Origin of the sequence: Glutamicibacter nicotianae (assembly GCF_002797775.1) — a bacterium.
Lineage (GTDB): Bacteria > Actinomycetota > Actinomycetes > Actinomycetales > Micrococcaceae > Glutamicibacter > Glutamicibacter nicotianae.
Window position 1 is genome coordinate 1,979,186 of sequence record NZ_PGEY01000001.1, and the last position, 15,876, is coordinate 1,995,061.

A 15,876-nucleotide genomic window follows, 5' to 3' on the forward strand; every position below is an offset into this window, starting at 1 on the left:
ACAACATCGTGAGCGCGCTCCCGAGCTCGTTCGAGAAGCTCCCTATCCCGGAGCCTTCCACGATCCTTGACGCGGATGGCAAGACGATTGCGACCTTCTACCAGCAAAATCGCCAGCCTGTGAAGCTAGATGACATCTCGCCGAACATGCGCAAGGCGATCATCTCGGTTGAAGACGAGCGTTTCTACGAGCACAAGGGCATCGACCCCAAGGGCATCGCCCGTGCAGTTGTAGGCAACCTCACCTCCTCGAGCCGCTCTGGCGCTTCCACCTTGACCCAGCAGTATGTCAACAACCTGCTGGTGAACAACCAGGTGCTCACTGGTTCGAAAGAATCCACCGTCTCCGGACAGAAGGATTATGCGGACAAGATCCGCGAACTGAAGTACGCGGTGGCTATCGAAAAGGAAATGTCCAAGGACGAGATCCTGGAGGGCTACCTGAACCTGGTCCTCTTCTCGGGTCGCGAGTATGGCGTGCAGGCTGCCGCTCAGCGCTTCTACTCGGTCGACGCCAAGGACTTGAACTTGCAGCAGTCGGCCATGCTAGCCGGCATGGTCCAGCTGCCAAACGTCTACAACCCGATCAACAACCCTGAGCGTTCCATCGATCGCCGCAACAAGGTGCTGGGCAACATGTACCGCACCGGCGCGATCACCAAGAAGGAATACGACCAGGCAGTCAAGTCGGATCTTGAACTGGATCCGAGCATCTCGCCTTCCGGCTGCACCGCGGCCAAGGAAAATGCCTACTTCTGCGACTACGTCACCAACCTGATCTTGACCGATGAATCTTACGGCAAGACCAAGGAAGATCGCGAAAACCTGCTGTACCGCGGGGGCCTGACCGTCAAGACCACCCTGAACAGCAAGCTGAACAAGAAGGCCGCCAAGGACGCTGCGAAGGCCATTGACCCAGATGCCAAGTCCAACACCGACATCTACTCCTCCATCGTTTCGGTCGAGCCGGGCACCGGCAAGATCCTGACCATGGCGCAGAACACCACCTACGGTCCGGAAATCAAGAACTCGGGCAAGAACACCTACTACAACTTCGCAGTACCACGTGCGCTCGGCGGTGCTGGTGGCTTCCAGGGCGGTTCGACCATGAAGCCGTACACCACGCTGGGTTGGCTTGCTGAAGGCAACCGCATGTACGAGAAGATCAATGCCAAGAAGCAGCACTTCACTGCCGGCAACAAGTGGAAGGCCTCCTGCCTGCCCGGCGGCACCACCTACACCGCTGACTGGACCCCGAAGAACGCTTCCCCCGGCTTCTACCGCTCGATGACCGTGGATACCGGCCTGTACTGGTCGATTAACACCGCGACCGTCCAGGAAGCGTACAAGACCGACCTGTGCACCATCGCCGACTACACCAAGAAATTGGGGCTGCTCGATCATGGTGCCAAGGGCGGACCAGCTCCAATCAGCCCAGCAAACCCGTCGTTCATCCTGGGCGCTGCAGAAATCACCCCGTTGTCCCAGGCTGCAGCCTTTGCGGCGTTCGCCAACAAGGGCGAGTACTGCGAACCACGCGCCATCACCGGTGTATCCGACAAGGACGGCAACGAATACAAGGTCAAGAAGGAGACCTGCTCCCAGCAGGTCGACCCGACCTACATCGCCGACCTGAACGGCACGCTGCAGAAGATCGCCACCAAGCGCGTGTCCAAGGGGCGGGTCGACGGTCCGATCGCCGGCAAGACCGGTACCAACGACTACGCCACCTCGACCTGGTTCGTCGGCTACACCACCGGCATTTCCACCGCTGCTTGGGTAGGCCGCCTGGAAGGCAAGGCCGCAACCGAAAAGAACGAGATGCACGGTGCGATGATCAACGACGAAAAGGCGCCATGGATGGTCGACTCCTCGACCTACGCCGCCCCGCTCTGGGTCGACTTCATGGAAGAGGCTGTGCACGAATACGAGCGCAACAGCTTCGGTTCGGCCCGCCGCCAGCCGCCTCCACCAAAGCCGAAGGAAGAAGAGGATTCCAAGTCCGACTCGGATGAGAAGGACAATGACAAGGAAGATTCGACGGATGATTCCAAGCCGAAGGAAGAATCCTCCTCGAAGCCTGACGCCCGCGACATTGGCCGGGGAAACGACAACGGCAATGGGAATGGCAACGGAAACGGCAAAAAGTCCGACGACTAGCTAGTGAGCTGCGAAGGCCGCGTTCAACTTTGGTTGAACGCGGCCTTCCGGTTTAGATTGGCATAGGAGAACTTCAGCTGAAGTGGCCTCAGGGCTTGAAAGGACGATGGCATAGAAGTCATGGTTGAACAGAATAATTTCGTTTCGGCATTGCGCCACGCCAGTGGCACGGTGGCCCTCGCCGCCAGCGGCGCCCTGGCCATCGGCGGCGCATTGGTTGGCTATGGCATGCTGGAGGCCCAGAAGTTCGGGCTGCGCCATGAGACGCTCAAGGTCCTGCCGCGCGGATACGGCGACATCAAGGTCCTGCACCTGTCGGACATCCACATGGTTCCGGGGCAGGAAGCCAAAACCCAGTGGCTGCGCAGCCTGGCAGATCTGGAGCCCGACTTCGTCATCAACACCGGCGACAACCTCAGCCACCGCAAGGGCGTACCGGCCCTGATCAAGGCGCTGGAACCGCTAATGGCTTTCCCCGGCGCGTTCGTTCCCGGCTCGAACTGCTATTACGCTCCGAAGCTGAAGAACCCGTTCAAGTACTTGGCTCCCTCAACCGTAACCCCCAGTCCAGCCTCCCGCGACAAGCTGCCGTTCGAAGAGATGCACCGTGCCTTCGGCAGCGCCGGCTGGATCAATATGTCCAACCGCGCGCATTCCACCGTGCTCAACGGCCTGCGCCTGGACCTTTCAGGTGTCGATGATCCGCACCTCGATCTCGACCACTTCGCGGGCTGGCCGCGCGGGTCCTCCTCCAGCATCCAGGCGCCCCACGTGCGGATCGCGCTCACCCACGCGCCCTACCAGCGGGTCCTGGACCAATTCACCGAGGCGCAGGCCGATGTCATTTTCGCCGGCCACACCCATGGCGGCCAGGTTTGCATCCCCGGGTACGGCGCATTGGTCTCCAACTGCGACCTGCCGACTTGGCGTGCCCGCGGCTTGACCGATTGGGACTACAACGGCAACACCGTTCCGTTGAATGTTTCCGCCGGCATCGGCACCTCGCGCTTCGCCCCGATCCGCTTTGCCTGCCCGCCGGAGGCCGTGCTGGTCACCCTGGCGGCCCGCGGCTAAAGCAGGAAATTCTTCCAGATCATCCCCGGTCTAGCACCTTGCTGGTGCTCGGCCGGGGATTATTCGCATCCATTGTGAAGCACTTCTTTCCCAAAGCGGCGCATTGATTGAATTATCCCAACTACTGCCGGTAGTCTGTAGCTCTGTCGAACTTCTGGATGAATGCGGGGTACCGTGGCTCAGGCTCAACCGAATGGATCCAATGATCCGGTCCCGCTCACTGCAACGCTGAAGCGTCTCGCTCCCTTCGTCAAGCCGATCTTCCCTCGGCTCTTTTGCGGTTTCCTTTGCGCGCTCGGAGCAGGCATTGTCGCCCTGGCCATCCCACAGGTCCTCGCCTGGCTGGTGAACGTCGTGCTGCAGCGTGATGGAGCGGCCTCGGAAGTGTGGATTTCCGTCGGCATCATCGCCGCGCTGGGCTTCGTCGAAGCGCTGCTGATCTTCCTGCGCCGCCAATTCGTGCTGAATCCCGCAGCAGGCCTTGAAGCGCAGATGCGCATCCGCTTCTACAAGCACCTGCAACGTCTGCCTGTGGCATTTCACGAACGCTGGGGCTCGGGACAGCTGCTCTCCCGGTCCATGTCGGACCTGTCCCTCTTGCGCCGCTGGCTCGCCTTCGGCGCGATGATGCTGGTAGTTGAAACCGTCACCGTCGTCACCGGCCTGGTGCTGATGTTCACCCATTCGTGGATCCTGGGATTGCTCTACCTGCTGGGTTCCATCCCGATTGCCATCAAGGCCTACCGCTTCCGCAACGACTACCGGGCCGCCAGCCGGCGCAGCCAGGACCAGGCCGGCGACCTGGCCACCGCCGTGGAAGAATCCGTGCACGGCATCCGGGTCATCAAGGCTTTTGGCCGCGGGCCGCACGTCTACGAGGGCTTCAACGCCCAGGCCAAGTCCCTGCAGGAAACCGAAATCACCAAGGCCAAGACGCTGGCCAGCTTCCTGCTCACCGTCGTTGCCGTCCCCGAAACCATTCTGGGCATCGGCTTGGTCATCGGCCTTGCCCAGGTCGCCAACGGCACGTTGAGCGTCGGCTCGCTGGTGGCCTATTTCGCGATCGCCGCGGTCATCGCCGGCCCCGTCGAAGGCATGGGCATGCTGCTGGGCATGACGCTGAGCACCAAAACTGCCCTGGACCGGCATTTCGAAGTGATGGATTCAATCAACGACATCGCCTCCCCCGCACAGCCGCAGATCCCGGCAGAACGCGATGGCAGCGTGAAGCTGGAGCATGTGCGCTTCGCCTACCCTGATACCGCCGGCACCCACCGGCCGATCCTGGCCGACATCAATCTGGAAATCCGCCCCGGGGAAACCATGGCCCTGGTGGGCATCACCGGTTCGGGCAAGTCCACCTTGCTGAACCTGGTGCCGCGCCTGCACGAAGCCACCGCCGGCAAGGTGCTGGTCCATGGCCAGGACGTCAAGGACTGGGACCTTGAGCAGCTGCGAGCGGAAATCGCCGTGGCTTTCGAGGACACCACCTTGTTCTCCACCAGCATTCGGGGCAATGTGCTGCTCGGCGCACCGGAACACCTCGATGAGCGGCAGCGCGAAGCGCTGCTTGCAGAAGCATTGGACGTCGCCCAGGCGCAGTTCGCCTATGCCCTGCCCGACGGGGTGGACACCCTGATCGGCGAGGAGGGCCTTTCGCTCTCCGGCGGGCAACGCCAGCGCATCGCCCTGGCCCGTGCCATCGCCGCACGCCCGAGCGTCCTGGTCCTCGACGACCCGCTGTCGGCTCTGGATGTGCGCACCGAGGAACTGGTCACCGAGCGGCTGCGCGAAGTGCTGGCCGGGACCACCACGCTGATCGTGGCGCACCGGCCCTCGACCGTGATGCTCGCCGACCGGGTCGCATTGCTGCGCGATGGCCGCATCGATGCGGTGGGCAGCCACACCCATCTGCTGAGCACCAATGAGCATTACCGTTTCGTCATCGCCAGCCTGGACGACGAAGAGCAGCCAGCCACCTCGGAGGTTTCCCGATGAGCAAGCCCCTGGGCGTTGCCAATGAAGACGCCATCAAGCTCTCTGCGGCCGAACGCAAGGTCGTGCGCCAGCGCTCTTTCCGGCTGCTGGCCGCCCTGGCCATGCCGCAGAAGAAGCTTTTCATCCTCACCGTGGTGCTGGTGCTGGTATCCAATGCGGCGCGCGTGCTGCTACCGGTGCTGATCGCCTTCGCCATCGACTGGACCTTGCCTCAGGTGCGCGAAGGCAACTGGGGCGCGTTGGGTCTGACCGGTGCAGGCTACATCCTCGGTGCGGTCCTCAGCGGCGTGCTGCTCTCCTGGTACATCACCAGCGCGGCACGGATCTCCCAGGCGATGCTCTTGGATCTTCGCCAGCAGGTCTTCCGCCATACCCAGCGCTTGAGCCTCGAATTCCACGAGAACTACACTTCCGGGCGGATCATTTCCCGGCAGACCTCTGATCTGGAAACGCTGCGCGAACTGCTGGACCAGGGCGTTTCGGAACTGGCCTCCTCCTGCGTGTTCGTGGTTTTCACCCTGGCCTCGATTTTCTTCCTCGACTGGCGCAGCGGCCTGGTGGTCTGTGTGGCAGCCATCCCGGTCACGCTCCTGTTCTTCTGGTACCAGCGCCGCTCCGAGGTCCTGTACCGCGAATCCCGCGTGGTGTCGGCCAGGGTCATCTCCACCTTTGTGGAAACGATGACCGGCATCCGCGCGGTCAAGGCGTTCCGCCGCGAGGCAGCCAACGACGAGAACTACTCGGATCTCGCCGAGCAGTACCGGGTGAACTCGGTACGTTCCTTCAACCTCTTCGGCGTGCTGCAGCCCGGCCTGGTGCTGATCGGCAACCTGACGGTGGCCTCGCTGCTGGCCTACGGCGGGTTCCGCATCATCGACGGCACCATGCAGGTCGGCGCGATGGTGGCCATCCTGCTCGCATCCAAGCGCCTGTTCCAGCCAGTCGAGCAGATCGCGATGTTCTACTCCTCGCTGCAGTCGGCCACCGCCGCACTGGAGAAGGTTTCGGGATTGCTGGAGGAGGAACCGAGCGTGCGCGAGCCTGCTGCCCCGCGCAGCATCGGAAAGGTGGCCGGCGAGCTGGTCTTCAAGGACGCGGTTTTCGGCTACGGCGACGGCCCGGTGATCATGGAGGAATTCGACCTGCGGATCCCCGCCGGGCAAACAGTGGCAGTGGTGGGCCAGACCGGTGCCGGCAAGTCCACGCTGGCAAAGCTCATTGCCCGCTTCTACGACCTTCGTTCGGGCACCCTGGAACTGGATTCGGTGCCGATCAACGAACTGTCCAACAAGGAATTGCGCCAGCACGTCGTCATGGTCACCCAGGAGGCCTTCCTCTTCTCCGGCTCGGTCGCCGAGAATATCGCGCTGGGCCGTCCGGGTGCCTCGCTGGATCAGATCCAGGATGCGGCCCGCGCGGTCGGAGCCCACGAGTTCATCATGGACCTGCCCGAAGGCTATGACACCGACGTGAACAAGCGTGGCGGACGCGTCTCGGCCGGCCAGCGCCAGCTGATCTCCTTCGCCCGCGCCTTCCTGGCCGATCCTGCGGTGCTGATCCTGGATGAGGCCACGAGCTCCTTGGATATCCCTTCGGAACGGGCAGTGCAGCGCGGACTGCAAACCCTGCTGGGCAACCGCACCGCGCTGATCATCGCGCACCGCCTGTCCACCGTGCAGATCGCTGACCGGGTGCTGGTGGTCCACGACGGCAAGATCGCCGAGGACGGCACCCCGGCCCAGCTGATTGCCGATGACGGGCGCTTCGCGGCCCTGCACAAGGCGTGGAAGGACTCGCTGGTGTAGCCTGGCGGGCGCCTACTGCCTTCCCGCGTCAACCTCCCGGACATGGACGAGCACGAGGTCCCTGATCAGGTTGTCGGGCAACGGCGCGGCCGGAGTGAATCGGATTGCATGGACGGTCTTGCTGAAGCCCTCCAACCGGTCTTCCAGCTCCTCAATGGCCCAGCAGGATGGGTAGAAGCTCAGGTGCTTCTCCGACGCGGTGTAGTCGACCAAGGCACGCTGCTTGTACTTCAGCATGGGCATCGAATAGCTCATGGTTTCTTCCGCTTCCGGAACCAGTTCCTTCACCAGGGCCCGAATCCTTTCGAGTTCCGCCCGGAAATCCGGTTCCAGCGCACCGAGATATTCTTCCACCCTTGCCGCTTTGCCAGCCATGCCTTGAGTCTAGCCACCCGTTTCCAACCGCCGCCAGATGGCTCGGCTTAAGCCCAGGACCCCGCACTGCCTTAATCGGCGGTACGGGGTCCTGTCGCTGGGCATCCGGGCTAGGCGTTGAAGGCCTGTCCGGTCAGCCGTTCATAGGCCTCGATGTAGCGGGCACGGGTCTTCTCGATGATCTCCGCTGGCAGCAGCGGCGGCTCTTCGCCCGAGTTCTTGTCCCAGCCCGATGCGGCCGAGGTCAGCCAATCGCGGACGAACTGCTTGTCGAAGCTGGCCTGCGCCTGGCCCGGTTGGTAGGTTTCGGCATCCCAGAAACGCGAGGAATCCGGGGTCAGCACCTCATCGCCCAGGGTGATCTCGCCAGTGGCCGGATCGGCACCGAATTCCACCTTGGTATCGGCCAGGATGATGCCGCGTGCGCGGGCGATCTTCTCTGCCTGCTCGTACAGGGCCACGGTCTTCTCGCGCAGCGCTTCGGCGACCTCGGTGCCCACGCGGTCCACGGTCTGGGCGAAGGAGATGTTCTCGTCATGCTCCCCCACTTCGGCCTTCGCCGACGGGGTGAACAGCGCCGGCTCCAGGCGCGAACCATCCACCAGGCCCTCTGGCAGGGGCAGCTCGCACACGGTCTGCGAGACCTTGTATTCGGCCAGGCCGGAACCGGTCAGGTATCCGCGGGCGATGCACTCGATCGGGTACATCCCAAGTTTCTTGCACACCATGGCGCGGCCGGCCACGGCGGCCGGCACGTCGGTGGAGATCACGTGGTTGGCGAAGCCGCCCAGCTGCTCGAACCACCAGAGGCTGAGCTGGGTGAGCACCTTGCCCTTGTCCGGGATCTCGCTGGCCAGCACGAAGTCGTAGGCGCTGATGCGGTCGGAAGCCACCACGAGGACCCGGTCGGTCTCTTCGAAGCTGGCTCCTGCAGGCACGTACAGGTCGCGTACCTTGCCCGAGTAGAAATGGTCCCAACCTTCGAGGTCGAGCACTTCGGTCTGGAATCCTGCCATGAGTTCTGTTGTCCTCTACTTGCTGTCGTTGGCGATGACGATCTCGCCGCGTTCGGCCTTCAGCGCAATGTCGGTGCGCGACTGGGCGCCATCCCAGCTGATCTCGGCTACCCCGGCATAGGCCGCGGCGCGGGCCGCGGCCAAGCCATCGCCCAGGCCCACCACTGCCAGCACGCGGCCGCCTGAAACGATGATGTTCCCGTCCGCGTCGGCAGAAGTTCCTGCATGCATCACGTGCACGCCGTCGATCGCGTTGGCTGCGTCCAGGCCGGAGATCACTGCCCCCTTGACCGGGGTGTCCGGGTAGTTCTCCGCGGCGATGACCACATCGACCGCGGTCTGCGCGGACCAGGTCAGCTGCTCGGCATCATCCAGCCGGCCCGTGGCGGCAGCCAGCAGCACCCCGCCCAGCGGCGTCTTCAGGCGTGCCAGCACAGCCTGGGTTTCCGGGTCGCCGAAGCGCGCGTTGAACTCGATCACGCGGATGCCGCGCTTGGTGATGGCCAGGCCGCAGTACAGCACGCCGGTGAACGGGGTGCCGCGCTTTTCCATTTCGCGCAGGGTCGGGTAGGCGACCCGGTCCATGACCTCGTCGACGAAGTTCTCCGGCAGCCATTCCAGCGGCGAGTAGGCACCCATGCCGCCGGTGTTCGGGCCTTCGTCATTGTCGAAGATGCGCTTGAAGTCCTGCGCCGGGGACAACGGCACGGCATGCTTGCCATCGCAGATGACAAACAGGGATACTTCAGGGCCGTCGAGGAATTCCTCGATGACCACGGTGCCGCCGGCCGCGAAGCAGGCATCTGCGTGCTCCAGTGCTTCCTCGCGATCGCTGGTGACCACCACGCCCTTGCCAGCGGCCAGGCCGTCGTCCTTGACCACGTACGGTGCACCGAAGTCATCCAGCGCATTGGCCGCTTCCTCGCGGGTGGCGGCCACATGGGCCATCGCAGTGGGAACCTCGGCGGCAGCCATGACGTTCTTGGCGAAAGCCTTGGAGGCTTCGAGCTGCGCGGCGGCTTGGGTCGGGCCGAAGACCGGGATCTGCGCGGCGATCAGGGCATCGGCGACGCCTGCGGCCAGTGGCGCTTCGGGTCCGACGACCACCAGGTCGCTGTCCAGTTCCTGGGCTAGCGCGACGACTGCTGCAGGGTCCTGCGCGTCGATTGCGTGGGTGGTGACGTCCTGTGCGATACCGGCGTTGCCGGGGGCGCAATGAACTTCGTTGACGTAGGGGTCTGCACTCAGTGCACGGACAATTGCATGTTCACGGCCGCCTGGGCCAATAACCAGTACCTTCACGCGGTCGAGTTTACCGGAGAATCCATGGGCCAACCGCGTCTATGACGCACGCAAGGCCAGCGCCCGGCTCTGCACTCGAACGGCATCCGGGTCCCCGCACGCCGGCCGATTTCGCTTCCGGTACTGCACCGGAGCACCTTCGAAGCTGTCAGCTGGCGTTCGGCGAGTTGGACTAGAGTTGGCATGGCTGGATTTACGGTTTTCCCGGATCCGCGGCAGGGATCCCGCACAGAGGAATGTGACGTTTCTCTGTCATTGAGAGAAAGTGGAATCGACCCATGGCGATCAAACGGCGCGTTGACGAAACCGCTGGCCGAGCGGCCTTGCGCGAATGGTCCTCAACCGCGCGGGGACAAGGAAAAACAGCCCGGCCGGTGCTGGCCACGGCAGTGCGGTTTTCGCTGGAGGAGCTGGCTTCCCGCGCCGAGGGCAATTCGGTCGAGGTGCGCGTTCCGCCCTTCGGTGTGACCCAGTGCATAGCCGGGCCTCGGCATACCCGCGGAACTCCCCCGAATGTGGTCGAAATGCCTGCTGAACTCTGGCTTTCCTTGGCTACTGGCCGCATAAGTTGGGCCGAAGCCCTGCAAACTGGGCAATTGCACGCTTCGGGACTTAGGGCAGACTTGTCAGCACACCTACCACTTATTGAGTACCCTTAAAGGCATGGAGCAACACCCCGCTACACCGTCGCCTGCCGATCAGGGCGTTGAAGTGCAAATTCACTCATCGCCTAAGTTCTGGCCATTCATTCTGACCTTCGCGGTCTTCGGCGCGCTAGTCGGCCTCATCATCGGACTGCTTGGCGAACCGTCGCAGGAATACACCCGTGCCTCGGCCTCCGGATTCTTTGCAATCTTCGGCGCAGGCTTTGGCGTAGGCATCGGCGCACTGGCATATGTGATTGTTGACCGCGTGACCTCACGCAAAACCACCAAGCATCTGGCAGTTCCTCTGGCCGAGGACACTGACTCCAGCGGACAACAAGGCTAGGCAGCTTTTCTCCTGAATTAGAAGAGCAGGCGGCCGCGCACCTGGCCGCCACCCACCACATTCTTGGTCGGTGTCGACCAACCGGAACATGAGAGAATAACCAACATGGCGCGTGGCGATGGATTCTTAAATCACGACCTGCTTCCAAGCGACAAGGGCCCGCAGGATGAATGCGGCGTTTTCGGCGTTTGGGCTCCTGGCGAAGAGGTCGCAAAACTCACCTATTACGGCCTGTATGCCCTGCAGCACCGCGGACAGGAATCCGCCGGCATCGCCACGAGCGATGGCGCGCGCATCAATGTCTACAAGGACATGGGCCTGGTCTCCCAGGTATTCGACGAGAATACGCTGAACTCCATGACCGGCCAGCTGGCCATTGGCCACTGCCGCTATTCGACCACCGGTGCCAGCCACTGGGCCAATGCGCAGCCGACCCTGGGCCCGACCCAGACCGGCACCGTCGCGCTGGCCCACAACGGCAATTTGACCAACTCCGCCGACCTGGCCGACATGGTCTCCGCCAAGCAGCGGGCCGAAGGCGGCAAGGTCCGTGGCGAACTCGCCCAGGGCAACACCACCGACACCGCGCTGGTCACCGCCTTGCTGGCCGGCTCCGAAGGCCAGTCGCTGGAAGAAACCGCGCTGGAGCTGCTGCCGAAAATCGAAGGCGCTTTCTGCTTCGTCTTCATGAACGAGGACACCCTGTACGCGGCCCGTGACCCGCACGGCGTTCGCCCGCTGGTCCTGGGCCGCTTGGATCGCGGCTGGGTAGTTGCCTCCGAGCAGCCTGCACTGGCTACCGTCGGCGCCTCGTTCATCCGCGAAATCGAGCCAGGCGAAATGATCGCCATCGATGAGAACGGCGTGCGCTCCACCCGCTTCGCCGAGTCCACCCCCAAGGGCTGCGTCTTCGAGTATGTCTACCTGGCCCGCCCGGATGCCGCCATCGCCGGCCGCTCGATCTACGAATCCCGCGTGGAAATGGGCCGCCAGCTGGCCCGCGAGAACAGCGCGGAAGCGGACATCGTGATCCCGGTGCCGGAGTCCGGAACCCCGGCCGCCATCGGCTACGCCGAAGAATCCGGCATCCCGTTCACCCACGGCTTCGTGAAGAACGCCTACGTGGGCCGCACGTTCATCCAGCCCTCGCAGACCCTGCGCCAGCTGGGCATCAAGCTCAAGCTCAACGCCCTGGAATCGGTGCTGCGCGGCAAGCGGGTGGTCGTGGTCGACGACTCGATCGTGCGCGGCAACACCCAGCGTGCCGTGGTGCGCATGCTGCGCGAGGCCGGCGCCGCCGAGGTGCATGTGAAGATCTCCTCGCCTCCGGTGAAGTGGCCTTGCTTCTACGGCATCGACTTCGCGTCGCGTGCCGAGCTGATCGCCAACGGCGCGGCCGTGGACGAGATCGCCACCTCCATCGGCGCCGACTCGTTGGCCTACATTTCCGAAGACGGCATGATCGAAGCAACCCGCCAGCCGCGCGAACGGTTGTGCACCGCCTGCTTCACCGGCGACTACCCGATCGCCCTGCCGAATGAGGAGCGCCGCGGCAAGAACCTGCTGGAGCGCAGCAACCAGGCCGGCTGCGAGCCGGGCCCTGATGCCGAGTTCGAAATCAACAGCTAATCCCCTTCACGATCCCCAACCATCCCGTTGCAAAGGGCGCTGGAAAACGGCGCCCCGAACAGAAAAGGAACCGACTGCCATGAGCGGCAATGATCAGCAGCCAACTTCCATCACCTATGCCGGTGCCGGCGTTGACGTTGAGGCCGGTGACCGTGCCGTTGAGTTGATGAAGGGCGCGATCAAGGCAACCCACACCTCCGGTGTCGTGGGCGGGGTCGGCGGCTTCGCCGGGCTCTTCGACGTATCGTTCCTCACCGGCTACAAGAAGCCGTACTTGGCGACCTCCACCGACGGCGTGGGCACCAAGGTGGCCATCGCCCAGAAGCTGGACATTCACGACACCATCGGCCAGGACCTGGTCGGCATGGTGGTTGATGACATCGTCGTGGTGGGTGCCAAGCCGCTGTTCATGACCGACTACATCGCCACCGGCAAGGTGGTCCCGGAGCGCATCGCGGACATCGTGCGCGGCATCGCCGAGGGCTGCAAGCTGGCCGGCACCGCGCTGGTCGGCGGCGAGACCGCCGAGCACCCGGGCCTGCTGGCCGAGGACGAGTACGACGTGGCGGGTGCCGCCACCGGTGTCATCGAGGCCGACCAGCTGCTCGGCCCGGAGCGCGTGCAGGCCGGCGACGTGGTCATCGGCATGGCCTCCTCCGGCATCCACTCCAACGGCTACTCGCTGGTGCGCCGCGTCATCGCCCACGCCAAGTGGGAGCTGGACCGCGAGGTCGCCGAATTCGGCCGCACCCTGGGCGAGGAACTGCTGGTTCCGACCCGCATTTACACCACCGCCTGCCTTGATCTGGTCGGCGCGCTGAACGACGGCGAGAACTTCGGCGTGCACGGCTTCAGCCACGTCACCGGCGGCGGCCTGGCGGCCAACCTGGCCCGCGTGCTGCCCCGCGGCCTGATGGCCCGCGTGGACCGCTCCACCTGGGCGCTGCCAGCGGTCTTCTCCACCATCGCGCAGCTGGGCAACGTGCCGCAGCCTGATCTGGAGCGCACCCTGAACTTGGGCGTGGGCATGGTTGCTGTCGTTGATCCTGCCGTCGCTGATCGTGCAGTCGAGCTGCTGAACGCTGCGGGCATGGGCGCGTGGGTCATGGGCGGAGTCGAGAACATCGATCCGTCGGCTGCCGATGCCGGACTGGACTTCGTCCAGGGCGCCAAGGGCGTGGACGGCGGCGCAGTGCTGCTGACCGGCAACTACGCCAAGTAGGCCAGCGAAAGCTCCTATAAACCCGATGCGCCGCACTGATTCCAGTGCGGCGCATCGGGTTTTAACCACGATGGCCTTGCGGAGCGAAATATTCTCCCGCTAGTCCAATTGCTTCAGCGCGTCTTCCAACGGCACCCGCCAGCGCCAGGTGGCCTTCTGCTCGCCGCGGACGTGGCCATTGGTTATCAGCGCCACCGGCAGATCCCGCTTGACGAAGTTCAACAGGATCTTGTAGCCGCTCATGACCGCAAGCGAGGAGCCCATCACCAGCAACGCCGTGGATTCCGCTTCCAGTGCCGCGATACGCTCCTTGCGGTCGGCTGGAACGCTCTCGCCGAAGTACACCACGTCAGGTTTCAGCGCGAGCGATCCGCAGCGCAAGCAGGCCACCATGTTGAACCGGTCCACCAGGTACTGGGGCAGCTCCACATCGCCGTCGGGGTTCACCGCGCCGGGATCGATCTCCACGGCCTCCAGGTATCCCTCATTGGCTGCCTGGAGGCGCAGATCGAAGTCAATGCGATGCTCACTGTTCCCGCAGTCCAGGCAGCGGACAATCGACAGATCGCCATGCACCGGAATCACGCGCTTGGATCCTGCCTGCTGGTGCAGCCCGTCCACGTTCTGGGTGATGATGCCACTGATTTTCCCCTGTTCTTCCCACTGCACCAAGCGCCGGTGAATGCGGTTGGGTTCGGCTTTGTCCATATGCCGCCAGCCGACGTAGCCGCGGGCCCAGTAGCGCTGCCTGGCTTCTGGACGGAAGCGGAATTCCTGATAGGTCATTGGCCGGTGGCGTTGCAATGAGCCATTGGGGCCGCGGTAATCCGGGATTCCCGAATCCGTGGATACGCCGGCGCCAGTCACCACGAGCACATTCCCGGCATCCAGCATCCGCTGGACTCCGTCCCGGGCCTCGTTTTCCGGCGAGGGCGCCGCTTGCTGCTCCACAATGCGCTGCATGGAGCGGATCGCCGAATGATGCGCCATCTTGATCGACAGTTCTTCTGGAGTGCTCACGTTCCACCTTAGTATTGCTGGGCACGACAAAGGCCGCAGCGACTAAAAGCTAATTTAGCTTAGTCGCTGCGGCTTGTCGCAAAATGTACTGAAGAGCTGTACCACTCAATGCTCAAGGTGTGGCACTCTGAGCCAAGGACTCCCGGCATCAGAAGACGAGGCTACTCGTCTTCGTCATCTCCCGAGTACTTCTTAGTCAGCTCGTCGTATTCCGAGTATTCGTCGTCATACGATGAATCATTACGCTCAGAATTCTGAGCATGATGATCGGACCGAACGCCCAACTCGCGTTCAAGTGCCGAAAGGTCAGTGGATGGCGAGTAGTACTTGATATCTCGCGCCTGACGCTGTGCTTTAGCCTTTTGACGGCCGCGCCCCATGGCGTGACCCCCTCTTTTCAGTAGAGTCGGGAGGTGGTCCACCTGTGAAAGGTGAAGGCCCCCGAATATGTGATCAGTTCTTTCGTAATTAAAGGTTAACACGATTCACCGGCGAGCGCTGAATGCAACACCCAACGAAACAGCTAGACTGTGGATTAGTCCAACGACTATGTATTGAGCCGGCGAGCGATCGCCCGACCCAACCACGAAGGAGCTCAACAGGTGGTGGAAAACAATCTGCCCGAGCCGCAGGCGGCTTTGCCGCCATTGCAGCCAGAACCGGAGAAGCCGAAGCGGCAGAGTGCCCAATGGGCCCTGATGATTGTCGCCGTTCTGGCGCTGGCCGCTGCAGTGGTTTTCGTGGTGTTGAGGCTCGTGGATCCGCCCGCTTCGCCAACTGCGAACAATGTGGAACGCAATGAGAATCCAGGCCTCGACGGCATCATTGCCACCGGGATGCCGCCTACGCAGCTGGAGCAAGGCGATTGCCTGCGGGGATTCACGTCGCCACTGGATCCGCAGACCGTCGTGACCTGTGGTTCCTCCCACAACGCGCAAGTAATCGGCATCTTCCAGGTCAACGGCGAGGAGTACCCCGGTGCCAACATGCTGCTCACCCAGTCCGAAGACCTGTGCAAGTCGGTCTCGCTGGACCCGCGTGCAGGGTTGGACTCCACCTGGACCTATCATTTCTCCCGCCCATCGGAGAGCACCTGGGCCCAGGGCGACCGCACCGTTTCCTGCTTCCTGAGTCTTTCGGAGGGCAGCGTCCGCAGCTCGTTGCTGCCCGAGGGCGCCGACGATGAAGATGCCGGTAGCTCCGAAGAGAAGAAGTCCGAGGACGAAAAGCCGGCCGACGAAAAGTCCAACGGCCAGCAGACCACCGACAGCTAGGCAGCTTGAGTA

General features: G+C 63.2%; 14 protein-coding genes. 9 read left to right on the forward strand and 5 right to left on the reverse strand.

Going from position 1 to position 15,876, the window contains the following annotated elements:
• The first annotated feature begins 8 nt into the window (after window positions 1-8).
• The 4 genes from ATK23_RS09230 (at window position 9) to ATK23_RS09245 (ending at window position 7,036) form a co-directional block, all read left to right on the forward strand.
• Window positions 9-2,159: a transglycosylase domain-containing protein gene (locus ATK23_RS09230; RefSeq protein WP_245858353.1), complete on the forward strand. Its 2,151-nt coding sequence runs from the start codon at window positions 9-11 to the stop codon at window positions 2,157-2,159.
• Between the two features lie 120 nt (window positions 2,160-2,279).
• Window positions 2,280-3,233: a metallophosphoesterase gene (locus ATK23_RS09235; protein WP_066141040.1), complete on the forward strand. Its 954-nt coding sequence runs from the start codon at window positions 2,280-2,282 to the stop codon at window positions 3,231-3,233.
• A 162-nt stretch (window positions 3,234-3,395) separates the two neighbouring features.
• The gene (locus tag ATK23_RS09240; RefSeq protein WP_407645300.1) at window positions 3,396-5,231 is read left to right on the forward strand and encodes an ABC transporter ATP-binding protein; all 1,836 of its coding nucleotides are present in this window, start codon (window positions 3,396-3,398) and stop codon (window positions 5,229-5,231) included.
• The gene (locus ATK23_RS09245) at window positions 5,228-7,036 is read left to right on the forward strand and encodes an ABC transporter ATP-binding protein (protein ID WP_066141046.1); all 1,809 of its coding nucleotides are present in this window, start codon (window positions 5,228-5,230) and stop codon (window positions 7,034-7,036) included. The genes ATK23_RS09240 and ATK23_RS09245 overlap by 4 nt, the downstream gene beginning before the upstream one ends.
• A 12-nt stretch (window positions 7,037-7,048) precedes the next feature.
• Here ATK23_RS09245 and ATK23_RS09250 read toward each other — a convergent pair whose 3' ends face one another.
• From ATK23_RS09250 to purD, 3 genes are all read right to left on the reverse strand, one after another.
• Window positions 7,049-7,411, reverse strand: coding sequence for an iron chaperone (locus ATK23_RS09250; RefSeq protein ID WP_066141048.1), 363 nt, complete (start codon window positions 7,409-7,411; stop codon window positions 7,049-7,051).
• 110 nt (window positions 7,412-7,521) lie between these two features.
• Window positions 7,522-8,427 (reverse strand): phosphoribosylaminoimidazolesuccinocarboxamide synthase, encoded by a 906-nt coding sequence (locus tag ATK23_RS09255; RefSeq protein WP_066141051.1) that lies wholly within the window; start codon window positions 8,425-8,427, stop codon window positions 7,522-7,524.
• Between the two features lie 15 nt (window positions 8,428-8,442).
• On the reverse strand, window positions 8,443-9,729 hold the full coding sequence (gene purD / locus ATK23_RS09260; RefSeq protein WP_066141056.1) for a phosphoribosylamine--glycine ligase: 1,287 nt from the start codon (window positions 9,727-9,729) through the stop codon (window positions 8,443-8,445).
• Between the two features lie 278 nt (window positions 9,730-10,007).
• Here purD and ATK23_RS16455 point away from each other — a divergent pair, with 278 nt between their 5' ends.
• The 4 genes from ATK23_RS16455 to purM all read left to right on the forward strand — a co-directional run bounded on the left by ATK23_RS16455 (window position 10,008) and on the right by purM (window position 13,570).
• Window positions 10,008-10,388, forward strand: coding sequence for a sterol carrier family protein (locus ATK23_RS16455; RefSeq protein ID WP_083515562.1), 381 nt, complete (start codon window positions 10,008-10,010; stop codon window positions 10,386-10,388).
• A gap of 4 nt (window positions 10,389-10,392) precedes the next feature.
• Complete coding sequence (locus ATK23_RS09270) at window positions 10,393-10,719, forward strand: hypothetical protein (protein WP_066141060.1); 327 nt, start codon at window positions 10,393-10,395, stop codon at window positions 10,717-10,719.
• Window positions 10,720-10,824: 105 nt separating this feature from the next.
• Window positions 10,825-12,348, forward strand: a complete 1,524-nt coding sequence (purF, locus tag ATK23_RS09275) for an amidophosphoribosyltransferase (RefSeq protein ID WP_066141062.1) — start codon at window positions 10,825-10,827, stop codon at window positions 12,346-12,348.
• A 79-nt stretch (window positions 12,349-12,427) separates the two neighbouring features.
• The gene (gene purM, locus ATK23_RS09280; RefSeq protein ID WP_066141065.1) at window positions 12,428-13,570 is read left to right on the forward strand and encodes a phosphoribosylformylglycinamidine cyclo-ligase; all 1,143 of its coding nucleotides are present in this window, start codon (window positions 12,428-12,430) and stop codon (window positions 13,568-13,570) included.
• A 99-nt stretch (window positions 13,571-13,669) separates the two neighbouring features.
• Here the strand turns inward: purM and ATK23_RS09285 are convergent, their stop codons facing one another.
• Complete coding sequence (locus ATK23_RS09285) at window positions 13,670-14,560, reverse strand: Sir2 family NAD-dependent protein deacetylase (RefSeq protein WP_066141383.1); 891 nt, start codon at window positions 14,558-14,560, stop codon at window positions 13,670-13,672.
• A 191-nt stretch (window positions 14,561-14,751) separates the two neighbouring features.
• Window positions 14,752-14,970 (reverse strand): DUF3073 domain-containing protein, encoded by a 219-nt coding sequence (locus tag ATK23_RS09290; protein WP_038991764.1) that lies wholly within the window; start codon window positions 14,968-14,970, stop codon window positions 14,752-14,754.
• A gap of 222 nt (window positions 14,971-15,192) precedes the next feature.
• On the opposite strand from ATK23_RS09290, the gene ATK23_RS09295 reads away from it, so the two are divergent.
• The gene (locus ATK23_RS09295; protein WP_066141068.1) at window positions 15,193-15,864 is read left to right on the forward strand and encodes a septum formation family protein; all 672 of its coding nucleotides are present in this window, start codon (window positions 15,193-15,195) and stop codon (window positions 15,862-15,864) included.
• Window positions 15,865-15,876 lie beyond the last annotated feature (12 nt).

Bases quoted from the DNA above. Each gene is read 5' to 3' on its own strand.
- ATK23_RS09235 (WP_066141040.1), top strand. From the start codon at position 2,280: ATGGTTGAACAGAATAATTTCGTTTCGGCATTGCGCCACGCCAGTGGC.
- ATK23_RS09240 (WP_407645300.1), top strand. From the start codon at position 3,396: ATGCGGGGTACCGTGGCTCAGGCTCAACCGAATGGATCCAATGATCCG.
- ATK23_RS09245 (WP_066141046.1), top strand. From the start codon at position 5,228: ATGAGCAAGCCCCTGGGCGTTGCCAATGAAGACGCCATCAAGCTCTCT.
- ATK23_RS09250 (WP_066141048.1), bottom strand. From the start codon at position 7,411: ATGGCTGGCAAAGCGGCAAGGGTGGAAGAATATCTCGGTGCGCTGGAA.
- ATK23_RS09255 (WP_066141051.1), bottom strand. From the start codon at position 8,427: ATGGCAGGATTCCAGACCGAAGTGCTCGACCTCGAAGGTTGGGACCAT.
- ATK23_RS16455 (WP_083515562.1), top strand. From the start codon at position 10,008: ATGGCGATCAAACGGCGCGTTGACGAAACCGCTGGCCGAGCGGCCTTG.
- ATK23_RS09270 (WP_066141060.1), top strand. From the start codon at position 10,393: ATGGAGCAACACCCCGCTACACCGTCGCCTGCCGATCAGGGCGTTGAA.
- purF (WP_066141062.1), top strand. From the start codon at position 10,825: ATGGCGCGTGGCGATGGATTCTTAAATCACGACCTGCTTCCAAGCGAC.
- purM (WP_066141065.1), top strand. From the start codon at position 12,428: ATGAGCGGCAATGATCAGCAGCCAACTTCCATCACCTATGCCGGTGCC.
- ATK23_RS09285 (WP_066141383.1), bottom strand. From the start codon at position 14,560: ATGGCGCATCATTCGGCGATCCGCTCCATGCAGCGCATTGTGGAGCAG.
- ATK23_RS09290 (WP_038991764.1), bottom strand. From the start codon at position 14,970: ATGGGGCGCGGCCGTCAAAAGGCTAAAGCACAGCGTCAGGCGCGAGAT.